At 38.3% G+C, this 23609-nt stretch carries 23 protein-coding genes; 8 read left to right on the top strand and 15 right to left on the bottom strand.

Annotated elements, in window-relative coordinates; genetic code table 11:
* The first annotated feature begins 6 nt into the window (after window positions 1–6).
* Genes SOI84_RS01235 through SOI84_RS01220 form a run of 4 tightly spaced genes read left to right on the top strand, consistent with a single transcriptional unit; the run spans window position 7 to window position 3921 of the window.
* Window positions 7–915, top strand: a complete 909-nt coding sequence (locus SOI84_RS01235; RefSeq protein WP_320674593.1) for a putative selenate ABC transporter substrate-binding protein — start codon at window positions 7–9, stop codon at window positions 913–915.
* The gene (locus SOI84_RS01230; protein WP_320674592.1) at window positions 912–1658 is read left to right on the top strand and encodes an ATP-binding cassette domain-containing protein; all 747 of its coding nucleotides are present in this window, start codon (window positions 912–914) and stop codon (window positions 1656–1658) included. The genes SOI84_RS01235 and SOI84_RS01230 overlap by 4 nt, the downstream gene beginning before the upstream one ends.
* Window positions 1659–3209, top strand: a complete 1551-nt coding sequence (locus tag SOI84_RS01225; protein ID WP_320674591.1) for a PhnE/PtxC family ABC transporter permease — start codon at window positions 1659–1661, stop codon at window positions 3207–3209.
* Between the two features lie 37 nt (window positions 3210–3246).
* A complete protein-coding gene (locus SOI84_RS01220; protein WP_320674590.1) occupies window positions 3247–3921 on the top strand; it encodes a GDSL-type esterase/lipase family protein in 675 nt (224 codons plus the stop codon).
* Window positions 3922–3929: 8 nt separating this feature from the next.
* Here SOI84_RS01220 and SOI84_RS01215 read toward each other — a convergent pair whose 3' ends face one another.
* From SOI84_RS01215 to SOI84_RS01205, 3 genes are read right to left on the bottom strand one after another with little or no spacing between them, the layout of a single operon-like run.
* Window positions 3930–4673: a TIGR00297 family protein gene (locus SOI84_RS01215; RefSeq protein WP_320674589.1), complete on the bottom strand. Its 744-nt coding sequence runs from the start codon at window positions 4671–4673 to the stop codon at window positions 3930–3932.
* Window positions 4674–4720: 47 nt separating this feature from the next.
* Entirely contained in the window at window positions 4721–5485 is a 765-nt protein-coding gene (locus SOI84_RS01210) for a 16S rRNA (uracil(1498)-N(3))-methyltransferase (RefSeq protein WP_320674588.1), read from the bottom strand.
* A 9-nt stretch (window positions 5486–5494) separates the two neighbouring features.
* A complete protein-coding gene (locus SOI84_RS01205) occupies window positions 5495–5938 on the bottom strand; it encodes a DUF3531 family protein (protein ID WP_320674587.1) in 444 nt (147 codons plus the stop codon).
* Between the two features lie 110 nt (window positions 5939–6048).
* Between SOI84_RS01205 and SOI84_RS01200 the strand changes: the two genes are divergently transcribed.
* Window positions 6049–6687, top strand: coding sequence for an ABC transporter ATP-binding protein (locus SOI84_RS01200; RefSeq protein ID WP_320674585.1), 639 nt, complete (start codon window positions 6049–6051; stop codon window positions 6685–6687).
* Window positions 6688–6700: 13 nt separating this feature from the next.
* Window positions 6701–7606, top strand: a complete 906-nt coding sequence (gene hslO / locus SOI84_RS01195; protein ID WP_320674584.1) for an Hsp33 family molecular chaperone HslO — start codon at window positions 6701–6703, stop codon at window positions 7604–7606.
* Between the two features lie 25 nt (window positions 7607–7631).
* Here hslO and SOI84_RS01190 read toward each other — a convergent pair whose 3' ends face one another.
* The 3 genes from SOI84_RS01190 to SOI84_RS01180 all read right to left on the bottom strand — a co-directional run bounded on the left by SOI84_RS01190 (window position 7632) and on the right by SOI84_RS01180 (window position 10834).
* Entirely contained in the window at window positions 7632–8327 is a 696-nt protein-coding gene (locus tag SOI84_RS01190) for a CPP1-like family protein (protein ID WP_320674583.1), read from the bottom strand.
* Window positions 8328–8437: 110 nt separating this feature from the next.
* Window positions 8438–10045, bottom strand: a complete 1608-nt coding sequence (locus tag SOI84_RS01185; protein ID WP_320675490.1) for a peptide chain release factor 3 — start codon at window positions 10043–10045, stop codon at window positions 8438–8440.
* A 99-nt stretch (window positions 10046–10144) separates the two neighbouring features.
* The gene (locus SOI84_RS01180) at window positions 10145–10834 is read right to left on the bottom strand and encodes a class I SAM-dependent methyltransferase (RefSeq protein ID WP_320674582.1); all 690 of its coding nucleotides are present in this window, start codon (window positions 10832–10834) and stop codon (window positions 10145–10147) included.
* Between the two features lie 116 nt (window positions 10835–10950).
* Between SOI84_RS01180 and nrdJ the strand changes: the two genes are divergently transcribed.
* Window positions 10951–13290, top strand: a complete 2340-nt coding sequence (gene nrdJ / locus SOI84_RS01175) for a ribonucleoside-triphosphate reductase, adenosylcobalamin-dependent (RefSeq protein WP_414153601.1) — start codon at window positions 10951–10953, stop codon at window positions 13288–13290.
* A 122-nt stretch (window positions 13291–13412) separates the two neighbouring features.
* Here nrdJ and SOI84_RS01170 read toward each other — a convergent pair whose 3' ends face one another.
* The 9 genes from SOI84_RS01170 to dapB form a co-directional block, all read right to left on the bottom strand.
* On the bottom strand, window positions 13413–13862 hold the full coding sequence (locus SOI84_RS01170; protein ID WP_320674581.1) for a hypothetical protein: 450 nt from the start codon (window positions 13860–13862) through the stop codon (window positions 13413–13415).
* An 84-nt stretch (window positions 13863–13946) separates the two neighbouring features.
* Window positions 13947–14321, bottom strand: a complete 375-nt coding sequence (locus SOI84_RS01165; protein ID WP_320674580.1) for a hypothetical protein — start codon at window positions 14319–14321, stop codon at window positions 13947–13949.
* 228 nt (window positions 14322–14549) lie between these two features.
* A complete protein-coding gene (locus SOI84_RS01160; RefSeq protein ID WP_320674579.1) occupies window positions 14550–14936 on the bottom strand; it encodes a hypothetical protein in 387 nt (128 codons plus the stop codon).
* Between the two features lie 197 nt (window positions 14937–15133).
* Window positions 15134–15763, bottom strand: a complete 630-nt coding sequence (locus SOI84_RS01155) for a DUF4335 domain-containing protein (protein WP_320674577.1) — start codon at window positions 15761–15763, stop codon at window positions 15134–15136.
* 2 nt (window positions 15764–15765) lie between these two features.
* The gene (locus SOI84_RS01150) at window positions 15766–16347 is read right to left on the bottom strand and encodes a DUF3038 domain-containing protein (RefSeq protein ID WP_414153640.1); all 582 of its coding nucleotides are present in this window, start codon (window positions 16345–16347) and stop codon (window positions 15766–15768) included.
* A 113-nt stretch (window positions 16348–16460) separates the two neighbouring features.
* Window positions 16461–16673: a DUF2949 domain-containing protein gene (locus SOI84_RS01145; RefSeq protein WP_320675488.1), complete on the bottom strand. Its 213-nt coding sequence runs from the start codon at window positions 16671–16673 to the stop codon at window positions 16461–16463.
* A gap of 27 nt (window positions 16674–16700) precedes the next feature.
* Window positions 16701–17840, bottom strand: coding sequence for an FAD-dependent monooxygenase (locus SOI84_RS01140; RefSeq protein WP_320674575.1), 1140 nt, complete (start codon window positions 17838–17840; stop codon window positions 16701–16703).
* 106 nt (window positions 17841–17946) lie between these two features.
* A complete protein-coding gene (locus SOI84_RS01135) occupies window positions 17947–18594 on the bottom strand; it encodes a hypothetical protein (RefSeq protein WP_320674574.1) in 648 nt (215 codons plus the stop codon).
* Window positions 18595–18609: 15 nt separating this feature from the next.
* Entirely contained in the window at window positions 18610–19461 is an 852-nt protein-coding gene (gene dapB / locus SOI84_RS01130) for a 4-hydroxy-tetrahydrodipicolinate reductase (RefSeq protein ID WP_320674573.1), read from the bottom strand.
* Between the two features lie 113 nt (window positions 19462–19574).
* Here dapB and SOI84_RS01125 point away from each other — a divergent pair, with 113 nt between their 5' ends.
* Complete coding sequence (locus tag SOI84_RS01125) at window positions 19575–23591, top strand: magnesium chelatase subunit H (RefSeq protein WP_320674572.1); 4017 nt, start codon at window positions 19575–19577, stop codon at window positions 23589–23591.
* The last annotated feature ends 18 nt before the right edge of the window (window positions 23592–23609 follow it).

Genomic DNA, 23609 nt, shown 5'->3' with positions numbered 1-23609 from the left:
AACTTAATGTTATCAAAGGCGCTACAAGCAAAGAGAAACTTTTTTGTTTCTGGTATTATTTTGCTCCTAATATCAGGTACATTGGCAAGAGCCGAAAAGGCTCTACTTATCGGTGCTATACCAGACCAACATCCGGAAAAGTTAAATAGAATATACAATCTTCTGGCACAAGAAATGTCTAAAGAGTTAAAGGTGTCAGTTAAATATATACCTGTAACCAATTACACAGCTGCGGTAAGTGCCTTTAGAACCAAAAGTATTGATCTTGTCTGGTTTGGAGGTCTAACTGGAGTCCAGGCTAGATTACAAAGAGGAGGCGGTCATGTTATTGCACAACGAGATATAGACAGCAATTTTAAAAGCGTTTTTGTTGCCAATAAAGGAAGTAAAATAGAAAAGATAGAAACTATCAGAGACTTAAAGAAACTGAAAAGTAAAAGGTTCACCTTTGGCTCAGAAAGTTCTACATCTGGCAGACTTATGCCACAATATTTTCTGAAGTTAGCAGGAGTTAATAATAATGACTTTGCAGGAGGGTCCGCTGGATTTAGTGGAAGTCACGACTCAACAATTACGTTGGTTCAAAGTGGTTCGTACGAAGCAGGCGCTCTTAACAAGCAAGTTTGGGATTCAAATTTAAAAAGTAAGAGATTAAGAATAGACAAATTGTCTGTGATATGGACCACACCACCTTATGCAGATTATCACTGGCTGGCCCAACCTGACCTAGACTCAAAATTTGGAATAGAATTTAAAGTAAAATTAAAACAATTCTTCCTAAATTTACATAAAAAGAATTCAGATTCTTCTACAAGAATAATGAAACTATTTGGGGCCAGTAAATTTATCTCCGCCGATAAAAAACAATATAGGTCTATAGAAGATATTGGTAGAGAGCTTGGAAAGATAAATTGAGTACACTAATAGAATTAAAAAATGTAACTGTAAATGGTAAAAGAAGACCACGACTTACCGATATTAATCTAAGTATAAATGATGGAGAAAGAATAGCCCTGATTGGAAAGAGTGGCTCCGGAAAAACAACCCTAATATCAGTCACTAATGGATTAATTAAACCTAATGAGGGTGAAGCTTACTGGAAAGGAGAAGAGATATCAGAACTAAGCCAAAGAAAACGAAGTCGGATTGGAACCCTATGGCAAGACTTACGGTTAATAGAGGAATTGAATGTATGCCAAAATATCAATTCAGGTGCCTTAAATAGAAAGTCAATTTTATGGGCAATACTTAACTTGATTGGACTACCTGAAATTGACGATTGCATTAAGTGTTTAATAGCTGTAGGGCTACCTAAAGAGGTTATTTTTTCAAATATCAATGAGCTTTCCGGTGGACAAAAACAAAGAGTAGCTATCGCAAGGCTTCTGAGACAAAATCCAGAATTGATATTAGCCGACGAACCCTTTTCAAGTCTAGATCCCCAACTAATTAAAAATACATTGTCAATTCTAATTGGCTCAAATGAGCATAAGAAAGATGAAGCGGTAAACCCAACATCAGTACTTATAAGCCTACACAGACCAGAATTAATTTATACATTTGATAGAGTAATAGGACTTGACTCGGGCAAGTTAGTCCTAGACAAGCATATAAAGGATATAGATCTGGAGAAAATAAACCTGTTTTACACAAAATAAATGAGACGGGTTAATTTTACAGCTCCAATAATTGCTTTATTACCAGTAATTGCTCTGATTCCAATTAGTATAAAAATACTCCCTTCAATACACGCAGGAGGCATTCCATCAATAATTGATTTCACATCAGCAGCTCTTAATCCTTCCATTAACCCTTCTGTTATAGAAAGCTCATTTAAAGGGTTAGGCGTTACATTTTCAACTGCATTTATTAGCTGGTTAACTTCTGTTTTAGTTGGAACCTTGTTAGGTATTTTTAGTTCATCATTAACCTGGGAAATATTAAATTCTCCCTACTGGGTAGTAATGATCATCAAAAGATTATTAAGTATTCCAAGATCAATACATGAATTACTATGGGGTCTTTTACTAATTCAATTTATTGGTATTAATAAATGGGTTGCTATTATAGCAATAATAATACCATTTTCTTCCTTATTTGCAAGAGTTATTAGCGACCAAATTGATACTCTAGATCGCAATCCAATTTATGCACTTCGTTATTCTGGTGCTTCTCCAATAAGTATAATGATTACTTTCTTATACCCTAAGATATTACCTTTGATTATAAATTATTCAGGTTACCGTTTCGAATGTGCATTAAGAGGTGCCACTTTATTAGGTATATTTGGATTGGGAGGAATTGGAACTGAACTTGAACTTACACTAAGATCGCTGGAGTTTAGAGAAATGTGGACATCTATCTGGATATTAGTAATGCTAATATTTTTGGTAGAAAAAGCACTCACCGTAACAAGAAAAAAACTTCGTGTATATCCTCAGATAAAAATTAAATTTGGTTTAATTTTATTCATATCAACTCCTATTCTTTTATTTATTTCTGTCTTTATTTACAACAATGTTGTTGACTTGCCTGGCACAATTGGTTGGCACCCCATAACACTACCTACAATTTCAGGTTTAAAAGAAGCTCTCTATCAATTACCTATTTTTGAATTGATATATAAAACTTTAACTCTTACTATACTAGCTGCCTCAATATCAATTAGTTTGCCACCATTGATTATGATGATATGGCCGGGCTCAATTGGAAAAAATGTATATGGACTTATTTGGATACTATTAAGAACTATACCCACTCCGTTAATAGCATTATTACTTCAACTAATTACTTTTCCCAGCCTAGAGTTAGGGGCATTAGCGCTTGGAGCTCATAATGTTGGAATAATGGGACGACTACTAAAAGACGGAATTGATGATCAAAATGACTTAACAGAAAAGGGATTGTTCTCAATTGGAGTCAGCCAAAGGGTTAAATGGTTATATGGTAACTTCAGCCCTCAAAGTCCAAAATATCTTGCTTATTCTGCTTATAGAACGGAAGTTCTTCTAAGAGAGACAGCAGTGGTGGGTCTAATAGGTGGAACGGGCTTAGGCTGGCAAATAATTGAATCACTAAGTTCCTTTAACTGGAACCAACTAACAATTTTAATCTTCCTATACGTACTATTAACTATGAGTGGAGAAACTCTTTCTAACCTATTATCTAAAATTTGGATGGAGAAGGGAAAACCGGCTGAATCATATTGACCTTTTCAAGCTTGACAAAGTAAGTTTTACTATGGGAATGATTAATGCACCAAGAAAGCTAATAGTAATTGGAGATAGCGGTGTTTACGGCTGGGGTGATAGATATGAGGGTGGATGGTGCGAAAGGCTTCGGAGAAATTGGATGTCAACTCCAAATGCTCCAGTTGTCTATCCACTAGGAATACGCGGTGATGGATTAGAAAAAGTTGCTAGAAGATGGAAACATGAATGGCATTTACGTGGGGAATTACGTCGAAAATATCCAGAAGGATTACTTTTATCAGTTGGGTTAAACGATGCAGCCAGAATAGGGAGACTGGACGGTAGGTTCCAACTGACGAAGGAGGCATATCTTTTTGGGTTAAAGCAATTAATAAACGAAATAAAGAAAGAAACAGAAGTTTTGGTTTTAGGTTTAACCCCTGTCGATGAAGAATTAATGCCTTATGCAGGTTGCCTATGGTATTCAAATGAAGCTATATCGGAATACGAAGCACAAATTGAGGAGGCCTGCTTAGAAACGAATGTGCCCTTTCTATCTATTCATAAGGCAATGTTAGAAGAGCCACATTGGCGAACGTGGATTGAACCTGATGGTATTCATCTTAATTCAGATGGACACTATTGGATCTATAAAAGAGTTTTAGGTTGGCCAGCGCTCTTAAAATGGGCAAACCTTGAGGTCATTATGGAAACATCCCATGTAAACTAAAATAGTAGTTATAGATATATAATAGCTAATATTATCGCTATAAATGCAGCTATAAAAGTTTGTATTCCATTTATCAACTCATTAGTAAGCCAAGTAAACCTAGATTGCAATGTTGCTCCTAATATGCTCTCGATTAGAGTGGCAATGACACCCGCAATAAAAACTATAAAAAAAGCCTTTTCAAAAGGAATAATCTCTAAAAAGGCCATTACACTAGTCATCACAATGCTTCCTAGAAAACTTGCCAAGGTACCATTAACACTTATTGCTCCTTCTGTACCAGGTGAAACAGTTTGAAAGTTTGTTATCAAGTAAGCCCTTTTACCCCATCTTTTACCAATTTCACTCCCAAAAGTATCTGCAAGTTTAGAAGAAAAACTTGCAGCAAAGCCTATTCTAACAATAGATTCGTCTCCAACTCCTAGACCAATCAAGATAGCTAAAAGTGCCCCTATAAAAGCAGCTCCCCAAACGTTTTCCGGGCCTCGTTTACCACCTCTCGACTCAGCTAATCCTTTACGTGTCTTATATAAAAATCCGACCTTGGTAACCAATGATCCGAGGATCAAATAGGCGACAACGGCTAGCCATCCATTAACCCCAAGACAACCCCATAGTATGGTCCCAAGAATTCCCGAATGAATCCAGCCTGCTCTAGTTAGAAGGGGTAATCTATGGAAAGATAAAATCAATATAGTATTGATCAGGAATGCAAACGACCATTGATGGTATGTCGAAAAAAATGAAACCATAAAGCTATAAAAGCGACATTAATGAAAAGCTCTCCTAAATAAATCACTTATTTAAGATTTTTCAACTCTATACGTCTCCAACCAACCATGATTTGTGTCGCAGCAATTGCTGCTGTTGAAGTCGTAAGAATCTGATCACTAAATTCAACACTCTCAAGACCTAAGGACTCAACCAAGGAAACTTCTGATGCACTCCACCCTCCCTCAGGACCAATAACCACCCATGCCTGTTCAATACTATCTTCGAGGTTATCAAGCCAGGAAACTAGTTCTTTTAAACCACTAATTCTTGTTTGAGCGAATGCTATAGGAAATCTTTTGCCACAACATTTTAGCCAATCTGTAGCTTTGCTTTGTGATAAAAGATCTGGTTGCCAGAGTCTTTCTGATTGCTCGACAGCCTCTCGAATAATCGAGTTCCATCTGGATTGACGATCAATATAAGAAGGGTTACTTCTGTCCGAATTTAAAGGTTGAACAATATCTATGCCCAACTCACAACTCATACGAAGAATATCGTCAAATCCTCTTTTTGGAACCACAACAGCAAGGCCAAGTTTTGGCTTAGTTCGAGGTATGTGAATAATGGGAGCGTCAATAGCAGTTAAAAAAAGGACTGTTTTCTTTTCCTGAAAAACAGCTTCCCAAAGATTACCTAAGCCATCGACAATATTAATAATGCTACCTTTTCTAAGTCTAAGAACCCTATATAGATAATGGATTTCTTGACTATTTAATTGTAGCTCTCTAGTTGAAGCTTTTATAGACTTCAATCGTATGGGTTCAATCAGGAGACGTCTAGATTCTGACAAAATATACTTTTATGGTTCAAAAATTGCGTCAGGGTGCTCGTCAATATCCCAACTTTCATTAACACCTCCTATTACTATTTCTTCTAAATCTAGAAGTTGGCTATCAGTATGAGAAAGTAAATTAATCAAGATATCTATAGATATTGAATCACAAGTTCCAAAATCTACCCAAAACCTTGCCCAAGAATCTTTATATTCGACTTGTCCAAGATTATGCATCAATGCTGGAATAGCTAATGAAGCCTGATCATTATCATAATTCATAAAACTCAAATCGTTTGATTCTTGATGAGCTTGAAGATTTTCTGCATTAAACCCACCTAAACGTCCGATCACATACCAACTATCAAGAATTCCGTCGAGGTATTTTCGCTCTCCATGACTAGGTACATGTGCAAATCGAAGCCATAACCAGCAATTAAAGGGGTCGACTTCTCGAAATGTTACTTGCATGTCTCAATAGGGGTAATCATCATTAAAACTCAAAGTGGAGGATAAAAATACCTAAACTAAAAAATAGCGGAGATGGTTCTTAGACGAAATAGTTCTGTTGAGAAAATCCAATGCTGGAATTGAAAGACATTTACTACAGACCTGCTACATCAAGGTTTCCTATCCTAAATGGTTTATCCCTGAGTGTTATAAACGGGATCCCAGCAGTTGTAGCAGGCAGTAGCGGATGTGGAAAGACCAGCCTTATTGAAGTTGTGAGTGGCATTGCTAAACAAGAGAAGGGTAACGTCATTTGGAATAACAAGCCTCTAAATCCAAGACAAAGAAGGTGGTTATGCGGTGTAGTTTTTCAATTCCCAGAGCGTCATTTCCTTGGGCTAACTGTTGCTCAAGAGCTTCGACTAGGTCACAAAAGACTCAGTAGTCAAGAACAGACAAATTCCCTTAAAGAAGTAGGCCTTCCAGACATAGACCTTAGATTGGCCCCTGAGAAACTAAGTGGTGGTCAACAAAGGCGACTTGCACTAGCAGTTCAATTGCTTCGTAAACCTAAGGTATTACTTCTCGATGAACCAACTGCTGGCCTAGATTGGTCAGTTAAGGATGAAATACTAGAATTGCTTGCAAAACTATCTAAAAGCAAATTTTTGATAATAGTTACTCACGAACCTGAGTTGTTTAAATCATGGAATGCAAATAGGTACGAGCTTCGAGGAGGAAATCTTTCAATCATGAAAAGATCCGATTAAATGGAAAACAAAAATGAATGATCGATTAGTAAGAGCCACTGCAGCAAATGGTGGAATTCGTCTTGTGGCAGTAGTTACAACTCAATCAACAAAAATGGCACAAAAAAGGCATGGGCTCTCTTATCTATGCACTGCAATACTTAGCAGGTCAATAAGTGCAGGGTTACTTCTAGCAAGTTCAATGAAAGTTAAGCACGGTCGAGTAAATATAAGGCTCAGCTCTGATGGACCCATAAATGGCTTAATGGTAGACGCAGGTAGAGATGGAACTGTCAGAGGGTATGTAGGAAACCCTTCGCTTGAATTAGATTTAGTAAAAGATCAGTTAGGAGAATACAAATTTGATTTCCAATCGGCTTCCGGGAAAGGCTACTTACATGTAATAAGAGATGAGGGTAAAGGTGCTCCCTATACCAGTACAGTTGAACTTGTAAGCGGCTGCATCGGAGAAGATATTGCTTCTTATTTATTACATTCAGAACAAACACCATCTGCTGTATTTGTTGGTGAGAAAATAAGTAATAAAGAAGTCACCTGTGCCGGTGGACTTCTTGTCCAAGTACTTCCTAAAGCTGCTCAAGAACCACTTTTAGTTTCTTTACTGGAAGAACGTTGTAGAGAGATTACATCATTCAACGAAGCATTAATAGCATACCAAGATAATCTAAGGGACTTATTCGAAGAAGTATTCCCCGAACTTGATCCCATTGACGAGAGTAAACAACCAAATAGTCAAGATGTTAAATTTCAATGTAATTGTAAAAAAGAAAAAAGCATAGAAGCACTTAAGCTTTTAGGTAAAAATGAATTAGTTTCTATTCTTAGCCAAGAAAAATCTGCTGAAATAAAATGTCATTTTTGTAGCAAGATATATTTAATAAATGAGGAGGAGTTGAAACATATTATTGATGGCTATTGATAATGTTAGAGTGCTTTTTATGGCGTTAAGCAAGAAATAGGGCGCCAAGTAAAAGTAAAACAAGTGCAGGAAATGCTTCTAACTGGTCATGGGAAAACATCCCTCCATCAGCATATTGTGAATATAAAGAGTTAGATAATAGCCCACCAATCATTAATCCTACTGAAAGCAAAACAACGCTCCATCCAAGGGAAGGCAATATCCTTCGTCCTCGTTTAATCTGACTAATTACAACCGCTAAAACTGATATTGGCAAAATTAGATCTACCGAGGAAGAGTCCGATAAATATAAAATAATAAAAGCAAGAATCCCTATCCCAAGTCTGACAATCAATCCTTGTCCTTGGGATAATTCTAATGTTGGAAATAAAGAAAACAAACTATTGTCATCAGAAATAGCTTCGATCCGAGGAAATTTTGGGAGGAAGGGAATTACTTTTCCATTTTCATCTTGCCTGTCTGTTATTGCTTGCTCCTTTTGCGAAGCATTAGCAGCAGCTGTACTTACCTTTCCCAACTGTCTCTGTTTAAGGCTGCTCATCAAAACTGAATCATAAGAAGCTTCTATTTGTGCTCTTGCTTTTTGGTCCTCTCCAACCTCTTCCAATTTTTTTTCTCTTGCTTTTTGGACCTCATCAAAACTGGCTCCAGGCTTCAAGCCCAAGTTTGCATATGGGTCTTTCGAATCTGGATTTAAACTAGAGTCGGTCCCAGATGACATGAGTAAAATAAGGAATTCTGTCTGAGGTTGATAATCTCAGTTTTATGATATTAGCCAATAGCGAGTAACAACCGTAGAGAATTGGAATAAAAGCTATGTTATTGCATAACTTAAAGGCTTATAGGTTCAACTCCGCTAACTACAGGAGCAACAGAGCTTAGTTCAAGTTCTATATGGTCTTCTAAAAGTTGATTTAGGTTCCAATCGTTTTTAAACAACAGAACAGGCCTAGACCAAGCATCTTGAACAATTTTACAATTAAAAATACGTCCTATTTCATCTAAAACTTTCCACCCTCCGTTAACCCACCTTGCCAACTGATATCCCATAGGTTCCAAACGAGTCTCTACTCCATATTCATTTTCCAATCGATGCTGTACAACCTCTAATTGCAACTGACCAACAGCCGCAAGAATGGGATCTCTTTTACTTTCATCCTTATCATACAAAATCTGAACTGCTCCTTCTTCCCTTAGTTGATTTACACCCTTCCTAAAATTTTTAAAAGCCGAAGGATTGGGATTACGTAACCAACTAAAAATCTCAGGACTAAAACAAGGTATACCTTCATATTCGACTTTTTTCCCTTTATAAAGGGTATCCCCTATAGCAAACATTCCAGGGTTATTTAAACCAATAATATCGCCAGGGTATGCATCATCAACAACAGCTCTTTCTTGTCCAAAAAGTTTCTGAGGACGTGAAAGTTTAATTGTCTTCCCAGTACGGGCATGATTTACTGTCATATCTTTTTCAAAACGACCGCTACATATACGCAGAAAAGCCACTCTATCTCTATGTTTCGGATCCATATTGGCCTGCAATTTGAAAACAAATCCACTGAAATCTGAAGACAATGGATCAACAAGACCCTCACTTGATAACCTCGAGGATGGTCCTTGCGCCATATCTAGAAAAGCATCTAGAAAAGGTCGTACTCCAAAATTTGTCATTGCAGACCCAAAAAAAACTGGAGTTAATTCACCTGCCTGTATCAGTTCATAATCCAACTCGGAACCTGCTGTTTCTAATAAATCAAGTTCTTCTAAAGACTGACTAAGAAGCTCTTGCTCAACTAAGGATTTCAGTTCTGGATCATCAATATTCAAGTGTTTTTCTTCGGATTGCCTTCCTCTTTCAGCCCGAGTGAACAGTATTACTTCTTTGCTTCTCCTATCAATGACACCTCTAAATAGTTCTCCACTTCCTATAGGCCAATTAACTGGCCAACAAGCTAATTTTAATTCAGATTCTATTTCATCTAATAGCCTTAGTGGTTCTTGCCCTGGCCTATCCATTTTGTTGATGAATGTAAAAATTGGTATATTTCTCATCCGGCAGACTTCAAAAAGTTTTCGCGTTTGAGGTTCTAAACCTTTTGCAGCATCTTCAAGCATTACAGCATTGTCTGCCGCTGCAAGTGTTCTATAAGTGTCTTCTGAAAAGTCCTGATGGCCGGGTGTATCAAGAAGATTAATTGTGTTGTTGCTATAATCAAATTGTAGAACAGTTGATGTAATTGAAATACCTCGTTGCTTTTCTAATTCCATCCAATCAGAAGTAACTTTTCGTTGCTCACCTCTTGCTTTAACTGCACCTGCCTGCTGGATAGCACCTCCATATAAAAGTAGTTTTTCTGTAAGAGTGGTTTTTCCAGCATCTGGATGGGAAATAATTGCGAAATTTCTTCGTTTACCTACAGCATTTGCTAAGGCCATAGCCAATTCTTCATCAGAAGAGTTCTGTTTGAATGATTGCTCAGGGATCACGACATTGATGAATTTGGTTGTAGTTGTTGATAGGTAAACTTGAGCATCTTATAATTGCCCAAAAACTTCTAGATAGCGATCACCTGAAATAATGACCTCAAGCTTCTCTAAGCCGTGCACCAGGAGCTGTTCTTTCACCTCATCCAGTGTAAAGGAGGCGCGTAAAGAAGCCAAATAATCACTTTTAAGTATGTAGTGGCAATCTGGAAGATATTTCTTCTGTAATAAAAGGATTTGTTCTTCGTGAGATGGTCTAACTAAATCTCGATGAAAAACATATGCGCCCGAAGACGAAAGCGTTTTTATAACCTCCCAAAAAGCAGCTGGATCTGGATAATGATGAAGAAGACTATTACTTACAAGAATGTTTGCAGTGGCACTGAAAGTAGATTTTCTTATTTTCTCAAATGAAAGGAATATATTTCTATAATCTATTTTTTGAATAACTTTTGAAGACTTCAACTGTCGTTCCCTTGCAATTGAAAGCATCGCTTCAGAGCCATCTACACCTATGACTTTGGCCATAGGCCATCTAGCAGCAAGACGCTCTGTAATATTTCCCGGTCCACAACCTAAATCCATAATTACGCTCTTGGGACCTGGGTTTCTAGAGTTTTTGAGCAAAAGCTCCTCTAAACGAGCCAAAAACAAGAAATCTGTATTACTAAAATCAGCTTCTGCATAAACCTTTGCCTGCAAAGGGTTTTCCATAAGTGGCGGTTCAGGTATACGCTTCATAGACGGGGGAATTTTTCTTTACAGTATCTAGCCAACACTGCTAATGGTGTAACTGAAAGGTTGCAACCACCATTAGTGGCGTTAGCGTGCTTTTACTGATTAGGCATAACGAATCCGTGACCATTACCTCAAACAGACCAGAAATAAAGACCTCAACACTTGGTCCTGAAAAAAACCTAGCTGAATTCCCTCTAACCGCACCAGCCGCAAACCCCGTTTTTTATCGGACATATAGTCGTCGATTAACATCTGGTAGAGAAAGCTGGGATGAGGTTGGTTTACGTAATCTCGAAGGTCTTAGGAAACTAGGAAACCTTAGTGAAGAAGAAATAAGTCTTATGGCCAGAATGCAATCAGAGAAGAAAGCTTTACCTTCCGGCAGATGGCTATGGATTGGCGGTACTCCCTGGATTGGAAAAGAAGAAAATTTCTCTGGCGCATATAACTGCACATCTACCAATCTTGTTGATTGGGAAGCCTTTGCACTCATGATGGACCTAGCAATGATGGGATGCGGTACAGGAGCAATAATTGAACCACACCTTATAGAAAAGCTTCCTGTTATTATCAATCCAATAGAAATAAGGTCAGTTTCGGAGATAGGTATTACAGATAAAGATAAACGTAAAGAGAAAACAACACACCAAATAGTCGACAACTCTGTATATATAAAAGTTGGAGATAGTCGAAGAGGTTGGGTAGATAGCTATCAATACCTACTTAATCTTTGCAGTGACAAAAGATTTAATGGTAACAAGATTTCTGTAGACATTGACCTGAAAGATGTAAGACCCGTTGGAGAGACCTTAAAAGGGTTTGGTGGAATGGCTAATCCAGTAAAACTAAAAGATCTCTACTCCCGAATCGCAAAACTACTTTCCAAAGCAGTTGGCCGAAAACTTACTTCTGTTGAATGTTGTCTTTTAATTGATGAGGCAGCCGTAACAATCGTTGCTGGCAATATCAGAAGAAGTGCAGGAATGAGACAGTTCTCCGCCGAAGACAATTTTGCAGCAGATTCAAAAGAAAACCTTTGGCAACAGGATAGTGAAGGAAATTGGAGGATAGATCCCGAAAGAGACGCGTTAAGAATGGCCAACCACACAAGGGTGTACCACACAAAACCTAATAAAGAAGCAGTATTGAAAGCTGTTAAAAAGCAATTCCAGTCTGGTGAAGGTGCTATTCAATTTGCCCCTGAAGCGATAGCTCGCTCCAACTCTGACTTATTAACAACACCTGATCTCCATAAAGAGTTTGTCGATATTTACTGTGAGCAAGGAAAAGATGAAGCTAGTAAATGGCTTGAAACTAATTTTGGCCCTATATCAAAACCTGAACTTGAGCACAGGCTTAGTAGATATGGGCTAAATCCCTGTGGAGAAATTCTTGGTGCCGACTTTCATTGCAATTTAGCTGAGGTTCACCTTAACCAAATCGATCCATCAGACAAAGAAGGTCAAGCAGATGCATTTAAAGCTGCTGCACTCTCAGTCGCTTGCCTTCTAAATCACAGATTTGAAGTTGAAAGATATAGACAAAGTAGAGCATGGGATCCAATTGTAGGGGTTAGCTTTACTGGACTTTTCGACTTTTTTGTACATGCCTTTGGTACACAATGGCTTACCTGGTGGGAAGCAGGCAGACCAGAGAATGAGGAAGGAAAATATTTCAAAAAACAAGAGTCTGCTTTTCTCCAGAGTTGGAAAAACACTGTCAATTCAACAGTCTGGAGCTATTGCGACAAACATGGACTTCGCAGACCAAATAGGTGCACAACCGTTCAACCTGCTGGCACAAAAAGCCTTCTAACTGGTGCTGCCCCTGGCTGGCATCCACCAAAAGCTCAACGGTTTCTAAGACGTATAACATTCCGCAAAAATGATCCAGTTGCGATGGCATGCATGGATTACGGATACAACGTTGTACCTTCTCAATCTGACAAAGATGCTGATGGCAGACTCCTTGACAATCCTTTTGATCCCAGATGCACTGAATGGCTTGTAGAGATTCCAACAGAAGTAAGTTGGGCAAATTTACCAGGTGCAGATTTGGTCGATATAAATAACTTCTCTGCTCTTGCACAATTTGATTTCTACATGCAGGTACAAAGTAATTACACTGAACATAACACTTCCGCAACAATAGAGTTTAGAGAAAATGAAATAGAAGGACTTGCAGATGCAATACACAACACAATTGATAAAGGAAAAGGTTATATTTCGGCAGCTCTTCTAGCAAGATTCGATGCAAATGCAACATTTCCAAGACTTCCCTTTGAACCAATAGATGCAAAAAAATATGAAGAGCTTCAATCCGAAGTAATCAAGAGAAGAGTAAGCAATAGTTTCTTTGACGCCCTAAATAGATACGACATTGGAGAACTCACTGAAGCGGGTCCAGCCGGATGTGATTCTGACAAATGTCTATTGCCATTAGAAAAGCCGACAAAGTAAATAATAATATTTCGAAAAATCGAGCTAATAATCTTGTTCTACGTTATAAGCAAAATTAAAAATTAAATATGTGTAGAGATAGGGATCAAAAAGTATACATAAAGATTGTCTTAGAAAAAGAATTAGTGGATATAGCTACTGATTGGAAGTGTTAAAATTGCTGTTGAGATTGCGGAACTCATAAAGCCAAAAATCACGAACAATCTTACGTACCCCTTCTTCCGTTGGTTTTGTCTATGTAAAATAAACATTATTATAAGAACAATAGTAGATATAATGGCCAAGATAGATGATGTAAGAAGGTCTGCAAAGAATTCCAAATTTGCCGTAAATTTAGAAAGTGCAAGCTTCAAATCAAATGAATAACTGTCGTCGGGAAAATTAATCTCATGATATAATAAAGAATAGCTAATAATTGTTGAGAAGAGGCAACTTCCAAACGTTATTGCAAATACAGGCTTGCTTAAACGATTCATTGTTAGACTAAATGCTACAAGAAGTAATCCTAAAAAGCTTGAAGCAACAAGAGGAAGAACAGGGATCAGCCAAGAATATTCAAAGATCTGGGTCATGTGTAAACAACCTTATTGGTTATCAACTATAACAGCCTGACAAAAAGATTATAGGAAGCATGCTTAAAACTAGAAAAGACCACCTTAATCTATTTGAGCCAAGTTGATTGATACTCCTCCAAAAATACAAGTTGAAATAAAAATTGGAAAAAGTAAAAAGCTTTTATCATAAAAAGGTAATTTAAAAAGAAGGTCAACAAGTCCGTTCATTGAGCCTATAAACAAAACAACAGAACAACTCATTAGAATAATTTTGCTTAAAGGGAATGAGATGCCAGGAAAATTCATGAAACTAGCAACTTTCCTAGACCCATATAAGATACAACTAAAGCTAATTATTAAAGTTACTCCAAAAGGAACCCATAGAAATGTTCCTCTATTAAAGATTCCTAACCAGGAATATATCGCAAACAAAAAGCAAATCCATGCAGTTATTCGAAAGAAAAGCGAATTATTCATCTGAGACTTGTTATGGCATCAAGAAGAGACGATATATAATACCAATATCTAATGAAATCAAATCCTGGATTATCAGGATCTAAATAATTGGTATATTAAACTGTTCATTAATTTATCATCTCTACAATTATTCAATTTTTAGAGTCAACATACAAAGCTTTAAAAAAGCAAATTTCAGTTTCTTTGATCGAGATAAACTAATATTGCCAAGTTAGCCTTTTCTATAACTTATCTGTTAGTCAATTTCCTGGCCTTTTTAGATCTTGATATAAGTAAGGAGATAATCCTCACAAGTCGCCAAAGCGAACCAATAAGTAGCAAAAGTCCCAAAACGACCAAACCTGCTATAAGTGCTATTGAACCAAAAAGAGTCAAGGCGTCTAGAATCTGTATAACTCCATTTAGCAAATCCACTGCGGCCTTGCTAATAATTGCCGCAAAATCATAGTTTCTTGGCAATGTATTCAGGAACAAAAGAAGCCAGGAACCCGATAAAAGCATTAAAAGAGCTTCCAGGAGAATCCTCCAAGTTGGTTTTATGTCTGAACTTTTCCTCCTTCGGAAAACGTCTCTTTTGAATAGCTTTCTATCTTTTCGCTTATTGAAGTTTTTCATAATCAGCATTATTAAAAGTCATTCATGAAATAATTAGCTTTATACATGTTTTAACAGCTCAGCAAACAAAAACAAGATCGAAAAATAAAACTCCTCTGATTTTTTACTAGGACCATGTGTCAAATATTACATTTTAAATTCTAAACAATTTAAAAGAGAAGGAAAAAGAATATAAAAAGATTATATTGAGGAACTTCTTAACGTGAAAAAACTTTTTCCTCTTTATTAACCGGACTGGAGGTTCCATCAAGTCGTTTAGTTTCTGGAGTTAACTCAACGGAGAGTAGAAGGGTAACAAATGTTGCAAGTAACAAGGCTGTTCCGCCAAGGAACGGAGGGCTAAGCCTTTGAAAAAGGGGAATACGATCAACAAGTTCCTTACGGGAAAGCGGAGCTTGAATAGGAACATCCCAAGGAATAATTACCCTAGAATCCATTCTTAATTCATCTAAACACCTAACTAAATCTGAAAGTTCGGCATCGTCAAGATAAAGCATAAGAGGGTCAACACCGGGTTGACTACTTCTTAAAAGGAGCTGATGTATTTGATCATGAGAGCAAATTTGAACTGTACTTTTTTCATCGCCAAAAGACCTTCTAACACCAGAAAGCAAATACCTTGCATAAGGTAAAACCCTAAGCATCATTTCTTGAAGATGCTCTCGCTTACCTTCTAAATCAGCACTCCCAACTAATTCAAGCTTCCAAGAAGAAATGATTCCAATTTGACCCTCATGTTGACCTAATGATGTATCAGGGAATCCTTCAATCTCAAGCCTTACTGATGTTTGATCGTAGCGAAAAGCCTTCTTAAACATGTTTGTCATGGTCATGGAGTTGGATCTAAGAGACTTGCTCGAAGGCGATCAACACCACCAGGACCTGAGGCGAGAGCTAATGTTCTAACTAAATCCTTATGAATAGTTATTGAATCAGAAGCATATAACAAACGTTTCACACCTCCTCTACGAGGATTCATCCTTTCTTTAATTAATTCGGTCAAGCGCTGTTTCATAAGAATCCAGCGTTGAGAATTTATAGTCTCAGGTTCCTTAGAAGAGAGCAATTGATGAATTAATGGGTAAAGCCGATTTGCCATTGAACATAGAAGGAGAATTAAAGCTTCTGACTCCAAAGAGCTAAGGGAACCCCTTCGAGTAGTTCGTCTTAATGGGTTATGACATCTACGCTTCCAAAGTTCAACACGATTAGGGAACAATTTCTGTAGCCCAAGTTCCTCACAAGCAAAAACCATTGCCTCACTACCATTAAAATCTAGTGATTCGATTGCAAGCAGAAGTAAGTCGAGCCTCTCTAATCCCCTTCTACCAATTACTTGGTTGGGAGAAGAACATTCCCTTTGTGGCCCAATAAAGACGTTGTTGTCTGATTTAACTGGAACATCATTCATATCTGAAATGATGCCAGGGGTAGGGGGCAAAAGTCATCAGCCTTGTATGAGTTTTATAAAGCGCACACATTTAATAAAAGTTCTGGGGAATTCAGGAGGTAATCAATATCAAGTTAGTCCTGCTCTGCTTCCCAATCTAAGACTTGCTGATATTGGGAAAGGCTAAGCAAGCCAAAAGTCCAAAGGACAACAGGCAATGGCGCCTGCTCCATCTCGGATTGACGTAAACCAAGATTAATTGCCTTCTCGCTTAAGCCAAGTTTCTGCTGAAGAAATTTAAGCAGCTTCGGTGAAGCGATGGGTTGGGCATGACTACTAATAACCATGCTTAAAAAGGAAGCTAAACACAAGTATTACAAGACTTTTACTCTTTTGGTAAGGCCATCAGTCATGAAGTGCAACAAGAGTCGTCTTATTAGAGCTACCCGATTAAGTGTAATAATAACAAAAAGTCTAAAAACTTTTGCAGCAAAATTTCGACTCGAATAAATCCTTACGAGGAGATCTGTTAATAGGCCTACAGATAAAACATCAAATAAACGGGCTCGAGAATATTTTCCTAAAATTGATGATCGTCTTATTTTCCCATTGTTATAGCTCTCTATAAGTTCCGTAAAAGTGTGAACGTCTCTCCAACAAAGATTTAAACCTTGTCCTCCGACAGGGTGGAAACGATGTGCAGATTCTCCTACTAAAAATCTATTGCGGGAACCAAGGCCTAAAGCCATGGAAAATTGTATTGGAAAAGCTGCAGGGCTATCTAACAGGATGTCAGGTTCAAATCCATAAGGCAAAACACAAGCCAACTTGTCTAGAAAAATTGCAGCGGGCAGTTCTGAACGGACCTTGCATAGGGCAAACGGAGCACTCCATACAACCTGGAAAATTTCTCCCCCCATTGGTAAAAGTGCCAATGGACCCTCAGGCCTAAGAATCTCATGAGCCTTATTTTGATCGCCACCTCTTATTACGACCTTTACAACTAAGCACCCCTGTATATAAGGAATTCTGAGAAGTGGAATTCCCCAACTTCTTCGACATGAGGAATTGGGGCCATCTGCAGCTATAACTAAATCATGATCCTCTAAAATTGGGCTAGAGGAACTTCCACATACAAGATTTATATTGGGATTATCAGCAATAATTGAAAAGAAGAGTTCCATTAATTGTTGATGATCAACAATCCATCCAATGGCCCCAAAATTCTTATTCGCTAGAGATAGATCATTTAGCTCAAAATCAGCATTGCGTAGCAGTCCATGATCTTCTAGTTGTAGAGAACTAAATGGGTGAAGATAAGGAGTAAGAGAGTCCCATATTCCTATTTGTTCAAGAATTCTTCTTGAAGAATGCGTAAGAGCATAAGCCCTATTCCTTTTAATCAATGCATCCCTCTTAGAAGAATCATATAGACTTACGGATGATCCAATCCTCGATAATGCAAGAGAAAGAAGTGAGCCAGTGGGGCCTGCTCCAATAACCTTGACATTCAAGTTTGAACTGTCTTTAGAAGGAAATCCTTTTGCCTTATTAAAAGAAATCAAGGGATAAATAAAGGAATGGTTGATTGGGAATTTGTCAAACTATTCAATCACTTAATTAATAGTTCAAACGCCTATTACACAACTCCTCAAAGGCTGGTCTAAGTAAATAGGGATATTCACCAACCCATAAACCTTGCCCAGGCAACCAAGCATCACTAAGCGCTGAAATATTACTAAAATCTCTGCTATTGCTAAATACCAAGCATCTTACTCTAAGACCTTCTCTAATCCTTTGATGATTCTTTTCCATTGGGAAACGCAACTGCCCAAGGAATCCATCCTCATCAACTAATTCAAGGACCATCCAAGTGCGACGGTTTTCAACAAGTTCTAATTCACCTCTTTTATTGGCTTGTTCATGACGCTTTTCCACTCTCTCTCTTGTGAAAACATCTGATATCTGACCATCAAACAAAGCAACCGAGGAAAAAGCTCTCAGAACAGAATTTCTCTTGCCTGCTTCAACAATTGGGCTCCAAAGAACATACAAAAGAATCGTTACACCCACTATTAGCCATAGTGAGTAAAAGCGACTTGCCACCTGGCTCTGACTAATCAATAAAGTAATAACTCCACCAATTGAGGCAATCATTACTCTCTGGAGAATTTTTTGGGGGTTTCCCAAAGCAGCTGCAAATTGATTCCCTGTAGCAACTGCTGGGATAAGTCTCTCAAGCTCTCCAGGCCTCAAAGGAATTAACATTCTTGATCACCACAATCAAAGAATTCGTTCAAGTCCATAAACAACACCTCCTAAAGACTCAACTTTTCGAATAACAAGCAATACACCTGGCATATAAGCAGATCTATCAATAGTGTCATGCCTGAGTGTGTAAGTTTCCCCTTCAGCTCCAAACAAAACCTCCTGATGAGCGACCAGGCCTGGTAATCGAACAGAGTGAATTCTTAATCCACTTTCCCTTAAACCTCCCCGACTACCTACCAAAGACTCGTTTTCTTCAATCTGAGGATGATTAAAATCTTTTCCTAATTCTTCTAAGAACTCAGCTGTTTTAATACATGTGCCACTTGGAGCATCTGCCTTCATATTGTGATGAAGTTCAGTTAATTCAACATGGTCATAAAACCGAGCAGCAGCAGCGGCAGCTTGCTGTAGCAAAACCATTCCTACTGAAAAATTAGGGATAATTGCACCACCAATAGAAGCTTTTTCTGAAAACTCTATTAGATCATTTATTTCTTCTGAGGAAAGGCCTGTAGTGCCTATAACTGGATGAATCCCATAAGCAATTGCAGCTCTTGTGTGTTCATAAACAACACTTGGATGGGTGAAATCAACAAGAACGGGACTAGATCCAGTTCCAGAAGAACTTGATGACTGACTTATTGCGCACAGACAACCTTCAAAATCTGTCGTCAAAGGTAATTCCAAAGCTTCAAGTCCCAATTCCAGACCTACATCGTTGCCTTCCTTTTCCTTTGCTGTTTCTATTGCACCAACTAAATGACAACTTTTCGAGGCATGGACAGCCTTAATAACCTCAGCTCCCATACGACCTAGCGCTCCAGCGACAATAACTGGAATGGATTTCATCAGATTTGTTGTCATTTCAGATTTTTGTTAACCGAAAGATTTGAGGGTGCCACTTGTAACACCCAACAGAAAGAGCAACATTTATGCCCCTCAGACTCTTAGGCTTCTGAAAACATTCAGGTAACACTATGTTCACGCAGGTTCGCTCCGCCAATCGCAGAGTATTGCCTGCAGAGAATCATTGCCACAAATCCGTAATGAAGGCTGTATATGTGGTACTTGAACCGCAATATCAAAATGCCCTCACGCAAGCAGCTAATTCTTTGAATTCTCAAAATGGTCCATTAGGGGTCGAGTTGAGCGGATACTTAATAGAAGAATTACGGGACGAACAAAATTTTAAGGATTTCCAAACAGACATCTCTAAAGCTGATGTTTTTATTGCGTCATTGATTTTCATAGAAGATCTCGCACAAAAACTAGTTGAAGCGGTTACACCCCATAGGGATCAATTAAAGGCAGCTGTCATTTTCCCCTCAATGCCTGAGGTGATGCGCCTGAACAAACTAGGAACCTTTTCAATGGCCCAGTTAGGGCAGAGCAAAAGTGTTTTTGCAAGCTTCATGAAAAAGAGAAAGGAAGCCGGAGGTGCAGGATTCCAAGACTCAATGCTTAAACTCTTGAACACTCTTCCGAGCATTCTCAAATATCTACCTGTTGATAAAGCTCAAGACGCTAGAAGCTTCATCCTTAGTTTCCAATATTGGCTTGGAGGTACTCCAGATAATCTAAAAAACCTACTTCTAATGTTAGCTGATAAATATGTTTTTCCTTCGTCTAAAGATGATGCCAGGCCTAAATTAGAGGTTAAAGAACCAGAAGTTTTCCCAGACCTAGGGATATGGCATCCACTAGCATCTTCAATGTTTGAAGACATCAAAGAATACTTAAACTGGACTAAAAGTAGAAAAGATCTACCCACAAGCGCATCTTCGGGACCAATTATTGGATTAGTTCTTCAAAGAAGCCACATAGTTACTGGGGATGATGCCCACTACGTTGCAATAATTCAGGAACTGGAATTCCGCGGAGCAAAAGTTATTCCTATTTTCTGTGGAGGCCTCGACTTCTCTAAGCCAGTAAATTCGTTTTTCTATGATCCAGCAGACCCTGAAAATCCATTAGTTGATGGAGTTGTATCACTCACAGGATTTGCATTGGTTGGTGGCCCAGCAAGACAAGATCATCCAAAAGCAATTGAATCATTAAAAAAGTTAAATCGACCTTATATGGTTGCCCTGCCTTTAGTTTTTCAAACCACCAAAGAATGGGAAGTAAGTGATCTTGGTCTACATCCAGTACAGGTAGCCCTACAAATTGCAATACCAGAACTAGATGGAGCAATTGAACCGATTGTTCTATCGGGTAGAGATGACGCTACAGGCAAAGCCCATACTCTTCAGGACAGAGTAAACGCAATTGCAGAAAGAGCCATCCGATGGTCTTCCCTTCGTATAAAACCACGTAAAGACAAAAAACTAGCAATAACAATTTTTAGTTTTCCACCAGACAAAGGAAATGTTGGTACAGCAGCCTACCTAGATGTATTTGGATCTATACACCGTGTGTTGGAAGAAATGAAATCTACAGGCTATTCAATAAATAATCTCCCTAAGGATGGAAAAGCTCTGATGGAAGCTGTAATAAATGATCCGGAAGCATTAGAAGGCGCACCTGAGCTTTCAATTGCTCATCGCATGAGCGTTCAAGAGTATGAACGCCTAACCCCATATTCTGAGCGCTTAGAAGAAAATTGGGGGAAACCACCTGGTGATTTAAATAGCGATGGTCAAAATCTTTTAATCTATGGGAAACATTTTGGGAATGTTTTTATAGGGGTTCAACCTACATTTGGATATGAAGGTGATCCAATGAGATTGCTTTACTCAAGAAGTGCTAGCCCTCACCATGGATTTGCTGCTTACTACACCTATGTAGAAAAAGTTTGGGGAGCTGATGCGGTCCTCCACTTCGGAACTCATGGTTCGCTGGAATTCATGCCTGGAAAACAAATGGGCATGAGCGAAACATGCTATCCAGATTCTTTAATCGGTGGTCTCCCAAACCTTTATTACTACGCTGCAAATAACCCTTCAGAAGCAACAATTGCAAAAAGAAGAGGATATGCATCAACAATTAGTTATCTCACACCGCCTGCTGAGAATGCAGGTCTATATAAAGGTCTAAAAGAACTAGGTGAACTTGTTGGCTCATATCAACAATTAAGAGAGAGCTCAAGAGGCATACAGATTGTTAATGCCATTGTAGAAACAGCTCGTAAATGTAATCTTGAAAACGATGTGAATCTTCCCGATGAAGATGCTTCCTCTCTTAATCAAGACCAAAGAGATGGTGTGGTTGGAGCTGTTTATAGCCAACTTATGGAAATAGAGAGTCGACTTCTTCCTTGTGGGCTACACACAATCGGGAAACCACCAACTGCTGAAGAAGCAGTTGCAACTCTTGTAAGCATTGCTTCTCTAGAAAGAGAAGAAGAGGGTCTGCGCTCTTTACCAGGATTATTAGCTGAGGCTATAGATAGAAATATCGAAGATATTTTTGATGGTAACAACAAAGGAATACTTGAAGATGTAGAGCAAAACAGAAAGATCACAGAAACATCCAGAAATGCAGTTAGCTCTATAGTTTCCTCATTAACAGGCCGTGATGGCCGAGTAAACATCAATCAAAGTTCATTTAACTTTGCAGACAACCTTCTAAAGAAATTTGGATTCAACCCTCCGTCACCATGGAAAGCAGCATGCAACAAACAGGGGTTTAGTAACATTGACTCACAGGAGTTAGAGAAGCTAATTGCCTATTTAAGATTCTGTCTAAATCAAATATGTGCTGATAAAGAAATGGAAAGTCTTCTTAAAGCATTAGATGGAGATTATGTAATACCTGGTCCAGGTGGTGATCCTATTAGGAATCCTGCAGTACTACCAAGTGGGAAAAATATTCATGCACTCGACCCTCAATCAATACCTACTACTGCGGCAGTAGCAGCAGCTAAAGGTGTAGTTGACAAACTAATAGCTCGGCAAAAAGAAGAGCAAGGTAGTTGGCCAGAAACAATAGCCTGCGTTTTATGGGGTACTGATAATATCAAGACATATGGTGAATCACTTGCACAAATCTTGTGGTTTATTGGTGTTAGGCCAAAGCCTGATTCAGTTGGAAGAGTTAACAAACTAGAACTGATATCTCTTGAAGAACTAGGCAGACCAAGAATTGACGTTGTAGTTAATTGCTCAGGTGTATTCCGCGACTTATTTATAAATCAAATGGCCCTAATTGATCAAGGGGTAAAAATGGCTGCTGAAGCAGATGAGCCAATAGAAAAAAACTTTGTTCGAAAACACTCTCTTGAACAAGCAAAAGCTCAAGGCACAACTTTAAGGGAAGCTTCATCGAGAGTGTTCTCGAACTCCAGTGGAAGCTACAGTTCAAACGTTAATCTGGCAGTTGAAAATTCTACTTGGGAACAAGAATCAGAGCTACAAGAAATGTACCTATCGCGTAAGACCTTCGCCTTTGATGCTGATAATCCAGGTGAAATGAGTCAGAACAGAGAGGTTTTCGAAAATGTTATGAAAACCGCTGATGTCACCTTCCAGAACCTTGACTCTGCCGAGATATCACTTACTGATGTAAGTCACTATTTTGACTCAGACCCAACAAACCTAATTAAGGGACTTAGAGATGATGGTAAAGCCCCAACTAGTTATATTGCAGACACAACAACGGCCAATGCACAAGTTCGCTCACTTAGTGAAACCATAAGACTAGATTCACGCACAAAACTCTTAAATCCTAAATGGTATGAAGGCATGCTTGACTCTGGATATGAAGGAGTTAGAGAAGTATCGAAACGTCTTAACTTCACACTGGGTTGGAGTGCTACGAGTGGTCAAGTAGATAATTTTGTGTATGAAGAATCGAATGAGACATTTATAAATGATCCTGAAATGCGCAAGAAATTAATGGAATTAAACCCCCATAGCTTTAGAAGCATAGTAGGTACTCTATTAGAAGTAAATGGAAGAGGGTATTGGGATACTTCAGAAGAAAATATTGACAGGCTGAAGGATCTCTATCAGGAGATTGAAGATCGAATTGAAGGCGTAACAAAACCTGAATAATGATCTACTAATAAACTA

It is taken from the genome of Prochlorococcus sp. MIT 1341 (genome assembly GCF_034092415.1).
GTDB lineage: Bacteria > Cyanobacteriota > Cyanobacteriia > PCC-6307 > Cyanobiaceae > AG-363-P08.
This window is presented reverse-complemented; position numbering and strand designations above follow the sequence as displayed.

What these genes read in the sequence shown, in the direction of transcription:
- SOI84_RS01235 (WP_320674593.1), top strand. Translation starts at nt 7, where the DNA reads ATGTTATCAAAGGCGCTACAAGCAAAGAGAAACTTTTTTGTTTCTGGT.
- SOI84_RS01225 (WP_320674591.1), top strand. Translation starts at nt 1,659, where the DNA reads ATGAGACGGGTTAATTTTACAGCTCCAATAATTGCTTTATTACCAGTA.
- SOI84_RS01220 (WP_320674590.1), top strand. Translation starts at nt 3,247, where the DNA reads ATGATTAATGCACCAAGAAAGCTAATAGTAATTGGAGATAGCGGTGTT.
- SOI84_RS01215 (WP_320674589.1), bottom strand. Translation starts at nt 4,673, where the DNA reads ATGGTTTCATTTTTTTCGACATACCATCAATGGTCGTTTGCATTCCTG.
- SOI84_RS01205 (WP_320674587.1), bottom strand. Translation starts at nt 5,938, where the DNA reads ATGCAAGTAACATTTCGAGAAGTCGACCCCTTTAATTGCTGGTTATGG.
- SOI84_RS01200 (WP_320674585.1), top strand. Translation starts at nt 6,049, where the DNA reads ATGCTGGAATTGAAAGACATTTACTACAGACCTGCTACATCAAGGTTT.
- hslO (WP_320674584.1), top strand. Translation starts at nt 6,701, where the DNA reads ATGAATGATCGATTAGTAAGAGCCACTGCAGCAAATGGTGGAATTCGT.
- SOI84_RS01190 (WP_320674583.1), bottom strand. Translation starts at nt 8,327, where the DNA reads ATGTCATCTGGGACCGACTCTAGTTTAAATCCAGATTCGAAAGACCCA.
- SOI84_RS01185 (WP_320675490.1), bottom strand. Translation starts at nt 10,045, where the DNA reads ATGGCCTTAGCAAATGCTGTAGGTAAACGAAGAAATTTCGCAATTATT.
- SOI84_RS01180 (WP_320674582.1), bottom strand. Translation starts at nt 10,834, where the DNA reads ATGAAGCGTATACCTGAACCGCCACTTATGGAAAACCCTTTGCAGGCA.
- SOI84_RS01170 (WP_320674581.1), bottom strand. Translation starts at nt 13,862, where the DNA reads ATGACCCAGATCTTTGAATATTCTTGGCTGATCCCTGTTCTTCCTCTT.
- SOI84_RS01165 (WP_320674580.1), bottom strand. Translation starts at nt 14,321, where the DNA reads ATGAATAATTCGCTTTTCTTTCGAATAACTGCATGGATTTGCTTTTTG.
- SOI84_RS01160 (WP_320674579.1), bottom strand. Translation starts at nt 14,936, where the DNA reads ATGAAAAACTTCAATAAGCGAAAAGATAGAAAGCTATTCAAAAGAGAC.
- SOI84_RS01155 (WP_320674577.1), bottom strand. Translation starts at nt 15,763, where the DNA reads ATGACAAACATGTTTAAGAAGGCTTTTCGCTACGATCAAACATCAGTA.
- SOI84_RS01150 (WP_414153640.1), bottom strand. Translation starts at nt 16,347, where the DNA reads ATGAATGATGTTCCAGTTAAATCAGACAACAACGTCTTTATTGGGCCA.
- SOI84_RS01145 (WP_320675488.1), bottom strand. Translation starts at nt 16,673, where the DNA reads ATGGTTATTAGTAGTCATGCCCAACCCATCGCTTCACCGAAGCTGCTT.
- SOI84_RS01135 (WP_320674574.1), bottom strand. Translation starts at nt 18,594, where the DNA reads ATGTTAATTCCTTTGAGGCCTGGAGAGCTTGAGAGACTTATCCCAGCA.
- dapB (WP_320674573.1), bottom strand. Translation starts at nt 19,461, where the DNA reads ATGACAACAAATCTGATGAAATCCATTCCAGTTATTGTCGCTGGAGCG.
- SOI84_RS01125 (WP_320674572.1), top strand. Translation starts at nt 19,575, where the DNA reads ATGTTCACGCAGGTTCGCTCCGCCAATCGCAGAGTATTGCCTGCAGAG.